This window comes from Roseibium sp., assembly GCF_025698965.1.
Taxonomy (GTDB): domain Bacteria; phylum Pseudomonadota; class Alphaproteobacteria; order Rhizobiales; family Stappiaceae; genus Roseibium.
In genome coordinates this window covers 1-5,188 of sequence record NZ_JAILWL010000461.1, presented here as the reverse complement: position 1 = coordinate 5,188, position 5,188 = coordinate 1, and the positions used below count along the sequence as shown (strand labels likewise).

The window sequence follows — 5,188 nt, the reverse complement described above, 5'->3', positions numbered from 1 at the left end:
AGCGCTTCGACGCCACCAAGATCCACACACACACTTTTCCCATGGAAGACCTGCCAACCGCCCTGAAATATGCGCGTGAACGCATCGACGACGCCATCAAGGTGGTGGTTTCCATGAAAGACATTCATGCGGCATCCGAAGCTGCAGGACAGGAGTAATTAATGTCAAAGGCTCGCCGCGGCATTTACGCCGCCGCCGTTTCACCCTTCGGTCCGCAAGGTGATGTGGACGCAGCAAAGCTGACCGCCTATTGCCGCCATCTCGTAACCGACGGCGGTTGCGACGGTGTAGCCCCCACGGGAACTACCGGTGAAGGCAACTCGATTTCCGCCAGAGACAGGCTGGCTTTGCCGGAAGCCTTTGCCGCTGCCAGATTTGCAAGCGATCAGGTGATTTTCGGAACCGGGGCCTGTGCAGCAGGGGACGCCGTTGCCTATACTAGAGCCGCCGTCGGCGCAGGTTTTCCGAATGTTCTGGTGTTACCGCCTTTTTACTACAAGAACCCCAGCGACGACGGCCTCTATGCGTATTACGCGCGCCTGATCGATCAGGTGAAGTCGGACGCGCTGCGGATCTATCTTTATCATTTCCCGCAAATGTCGGCGACGCCCCTGTCTCCGGATCTCGTCGCACGCCTCAAGACCGATTTTGGTCCACTGATCGCAGGTCTCAAAGATTCCAGTGGCGACTTTGAGCAATCGCTGGCCTTCGTCAAGGCAACGGGCGGAATCGATGCCGATTTCGATGTCTACCCTTCCAGCGAAGCCATGGTCTTCGACGCTCTGAATGCCAAGTGCGCCGGCATCATCTCAGGCTCAACGAACGCCTTTGGCGCACTTGTTCGCGCAGCACTTGATGCAGACGGCGTGACACGCAGCGAAGCTTTCGAGCAAGTGAAGGCCGCGCGTGCAACCGCCGCCAAATACCCGTTGATGGCCGCAATGAAACAGCTGGAAGCCTGGCGCAGCGGCGATGACAGCTGGGTGCGGATGGCACCGCCCCTGATCGAACTCAACGACAGTCAGAAACGGGCCTTGCGGGCGGATCTGGACACACTCCAGGCAACGCAGACCGCGGCGCAATAATCAAAACAGGCAGACTTTAAGATGACAACGCAAACCGAACCGGCAAACCCGGGTCCCAACCATATCCCGACAGCCAGCGATCCATCCGCCTTCGCAAATTGGCCGAACGGCCTTTACGAAGACATGAAAGCCAATGAATTCAGCGGTGTTGTGGGCTCCACTCTGGTTTCCGAAACCGACAAGGTCCGGGTCTGGCACCTGCGTTTGCCTCCTGGGAAACGCTGCCCATTCCACCGGCATGTGAACCCCTATTTCTGGACAGCCCATAATGCGGGCAAAGCGCGAGGCTTTTTCTCGTCCGGCACGATCAAGGACGTGGAGCATTATGCCGGAGAAACAAAGCACTTCTTCTATGGTGCCGGCGAATACATGCTGCACTCGGTCCAGAATATCGGTGACACCGAGCTTCTGTTCACGACGGTGGAGTTTCTGGACGGACCCAACACACCACTCGACGTTCCGGACGCAGTCCGGCTGAAAATACCCGGCTCAACAGCCGCGTAACGGATTGGGAGACCAGCTCGTATCAAGAAAGCGGGCTCCCGATAGCCTCGACCGTTTCGAGGCACATGAACTTTGTTCACGGGAGGAAATCATGAAAAAGACGATTGCCGGCGGCTTGCTGGCCGCTTCGCTTGTATTTGCAGGAACGTCGGTCAGGGCGGACGACATAACCTTGCGCATCGGTTCCGGCCACCCACCGGGTGTGGTCTATGCGGGCCTGATGATCGACTACTTTCAGAACGAGCTGAAAAAACGCGTTGAAGAGCGCACCGATCACACCATCAATTTCGTGGAAGGCTATTCCGGCTCCATCGTGAAGGTGACAGAAGTTCTGGAAGGCGTTCAGGACGGCATTATCGATATCGGTGGTTTCTGCTTCTGCTTTGAACCGTCCAACCTGCCTCTGCACGCGTTTCAGGTCATGATGCCATTCGGCACCATGGACCCTGTCCAGTCGCTGCAGATTGCCCAGGACGTCTATGCGGAAGTTCCCTACCTGACTGATGTCTTTCCGGAGAAATTCAATCAGATCCTTCTGTCTCGTATCGCCGATGGCGGCTACAATCTCGGAACTTCCTTCCCATGGGAAAACCTGTCCGACCTCAAGGACCAGAAGATTGCAGGCGCGGGGCTGAACCTGAACTGGTTGAAATATGCCGGCGTATCACCGGTGCAGTCTTCTCTGGCAACCGCCTATACGGAAATGAACACCCATGTCTACGAGGGCTGGATCATGTTTCCCTCGGCCTGGGTCAATCTCAAGCTTTATGAGCCGGGTCCCTACTACACGCTGATCGGTTTCGGCTCGATGACCTGGCATGGGCTGACCATAAATCAGGACACCTACAACGAGCTTCCCGACGATGTGAAGGAAATCCTTCATGAAGTCGCGGCGGACTACGAAGAGCAGACCGGCATCGTCAACCAGAAGGAATATGACCGGTTGGTCGCAGAGCTGCGCGAACTCATCACCGTGACGGAAATCGACCCGGCTGTTCGCAAGGCATGGGCTGAAAGCCTCAAGGATTGGCCACAGCAAATGGCCACTGAACTTGATGGACAAGGTTTGCCCGCGAGCCAGGTTCTGAACCTCGTTCTCGATAAGGCCGAAGCCCGCGGATACGATTGGCCCGTACGTTACGAAATCAAATAATCAGTTGTGGCCAACTTCTGCTGCAGCCCTTCCGGCTGCAGCAGCTTTTTCCTGCTTGAGTTTGCTGCCTTGCAGCAGGCTCGCAACCGAAACGGTTGAAGATAAATGCTGTTGATCCGCGCAACCGACCACCTCACCAAACTGCTCATGGTCCTGGCGGCCGCCTGGGCATTCATTCTTTGCTTTTTCATTCTCGCCGACATTGTCTTTCGGGCGCTCAACATGCCACTGCAAGGCACCAAGGAGATCGTTGCAAACTCGGTCGTCATGATCGTCTTTCTGCAACTTGGATTTGCCGTCCGGTCAGGCTCCATGCTTCAAGCCGATTTTCTGATTGCCACTTTCAATCCGAAGGTTCGCCGGGTCGTCGTGATCCTGGGGCTTCTGCTCGGCGCTGCGTTTTTCCTGTTTCTCATGAAAGCCGGGATCAAACCCGCCATGCGCTCCTTCGCCAATGGGGAATTCGACGGAGAAGGCGCCTTGCGCGTCCCGGTCTGGCCGGCCCGCTTCACGATTGTCTTCGGCAGCGCGTTGGCTGCCTTCAACTATCTCCTGCTGGCCGCGGTCGAAGCTCTTGGCCTGTCGCGACAATTGAAATTCAGGTAAGGAAGCAACTCCGTGTTCGATTTCAGCACTGCACTTCTGGTTATCGGCGGGCTTCTGACCCTCGTTCTGCTCGGTGTCCATGTCGCCGTCGCACTCGGCGTATCCAGCGCGCTCGGGATTTATCTCGTCACCGGCAAAATGCGCATCGTCGAGGCAACGGTCGCTTCAACAGCAGCCGAGGCGCTTCGGGATTTCACCTTTGCCGTCATTCCGCTTTTCATGCTGATGGGCGAGTTCATCGGCCGCTCCGGGGCCATCACCGATATCTACAACGGCATCAACCGAGGCATTCGCCGGTTGCCCGGGCGGCTGGCAATCGCCACCGTCCTCGGCAATACGGTCTTCTCCTTTGTAACCGGCGTTTCGATCGCATCGGCGGCCGCCTTTTCGCGGATCGCCTACCCGGAAATGAAGACCTTCAACTACAATCGCGGCTTTGCCTTGGGAGCAATCGCGGGATCCAGCTGCCTGGGAATGCTGATCCCCCCATCCGTCTTGATGATCGTTTGGGGGATCTTGACCGAACAATCCATCGGGCGGCTGTTTCTCGCAGGCGTCCTGCCCGGCATCCTTCTGGCCAGCCTGTTTCTCGGATACATCATTTTCACCGCAATCACGAACCCGGAGATCGTTGGCGAAAACCGTCCGGAAGCACGCGTGAGAGAAACGGCCTCTGACCGAATGGATCTGCCATTTGGTCAATTCGCCTCCAGCATGGTGGGTGTCTTCGGCATCATCCTCGCGGTGCTGGGTGGCATCTGGTTCGGCATTTTCACACCGACGGAGGGAGCTGGAGCGGGCGCGGCTCTTGCGTTGCTCTTTGCAATGATCAAGGGCATGACCTGGTCTCAATTCATGCAGGCCGTCTATTCGGTTGGCAAAACGGCAGCGCCGATCCTCATCCTTCTGTTCTGCGCCGCGCTTTACTCCAGAACCCTTGCAATGACCGGTGTCACCACTGCAATCCGGGAATACTTCCTGGCCTCGGGTCTGCAAGCCTGGCAGGTTCTCGGTGTCATCCTTCTGATCTGGTTCATTCTCGGCATGGTCATCGACAGCATTTCCATCATGCTGCTGACGGTTCCGATCGTTGAACCGATCGCTGTCGCCTTCGGCTTTGACCGGCTCAGCTTTGCCATTATCGGTATCCTGGCCATCGAAGCAGGATTGCTGACACCGCCATTCGGCCTGCTGGTCTATACCGTCAAGGCCGCCATTGAAGATCGCAGCGTTGGCGTTCAGGAGATTTTCCTGAGTTCCATTCCCTATTGGGGGATCATGTTGTTCGCAGCCATCTTGCTTATCGCATTTCCCCAAATCGCCAACTGGCTTCCCGAAACCCTGATGTGAAGTTCCGGAGGAAAGCATGCCCGCTTACTGGATGGCTCGCGCCAAAATCAACGACCCAGTCGAATACAAGAAATACACGGATCTGGTTCCGGCCATCATCGCCAGCCACGGTGGAAAGGTGCTTGCGCGCGGTGGCAATTACGAGATCATGGAGGGTCCTGAACACTTTCACCGCTTCGTCATTATCGAATTCCCGACCCTCGAGGCAGGCGTGACCTGTTTCAAGTCGGATGAATACCAGAAAGCTGCCGCCTACCGCCGCGCCAACGGCGCCGGAGAGGTACAGACGGTGATGATCGAGGCGGGAGACGCAACGGTTTGACGCAATCTACACCCAAGGGAGCCTGTACATGAAGGCACAACGTATCATTATGAACGGGCAAGGTGAGCCCGAAGTCATGACACTGGAAATGGTGGATGTGCCGTCTCCCGCCGAGGGGGAAGTCCAGATTGAACAGACCGCAATCGGCCTCAATTACATGGACGTTTA

The 5,188-nt window shown here is 56.6% G+C and carries 6 protein-coding genes; all 6 read left to right on the top strand.

Annotated features, from left to right (window positions below; genetic code table 11):
* The first annotated feature begins 161 nt into the window (after positions 1-161).
* The 6 genes from K5905_RS27000 (at position 162) to K5905_RS26975 (ending at position 5,020) form a co-directional block, all read left to right on the top strand.
* Positions 162-1,085, top strand: coding sequence for a dihydrodipicolinate synthase family protein (locus K5905_RS27000; protein ID WP_297590076.1), 924 nt, complete (start codon positions 162-164; stop codon positions 1,083-1,085).
* A 21-nt stretch (positions 1,086-1,106) separates the two neighbouring features.
* On the top strand, positions 1,107-1,589 hold the full coding sequence (locus tag K5905_RS26995; protein WP_297590074.1) for a hypothetical protein: 483 nt from the start codon (positions 1,107-1,109) through the stop codon (positions 1,587-1,589).
* Positions 1,590-1,680: 91 nt separating this feature from the next.
* Positions 1,681-2,742: a C4-dicarboxylate TRAP transporter substrate-binding protein gene (locus tag K5905_RS26990; RefSeq protein WP_297590073.1), complete on the top strand. Its 1,062-nt coding sequence runs from the start codon at positions 1,681-1,683 to the stop codon at positions 2,740-2,742.
* Between the two features lie 105 nt (positions 2,743-2,847).
* A complete protein-coding gene (locus K5905_RS26985; protein ID WP_297590071.1) occupies positions 2,848-3,348 on the top strand; it encodes a TRAP transporter small permease in 501 nt (166 codons plus the stop codon).
* Positions 3,349-3,360: 12 nt separating this feature from the next.
* Positions 3,361-4,698 (top strand): TRAP transporter large permease, encoded by a 1,338-nt coding sequence (locus K5905_RS26980; protein ID WP_297590069.1) that lies wholly within the window; start codon positions 3,361-3,363, stop codon positions 4,696-4,698.
* A 16-nt stretch (positions 4,699-4,714) separates the two neighbouring features.
* The gene (locus tag K5905_RS26975; RefSeq protein WP_297590067.1) at positions 4,715-5,020 is read left to right on the top strand and encodes a DUF1330 domain-containing protein; all 306 of its coding nucleotides are present in this window, start codon (positions 4,715-4,717) and stop codon (positions 5,018-5,020) included.
* Positions 5,021-5,188 lie beyond the last annotated feature (168 nt).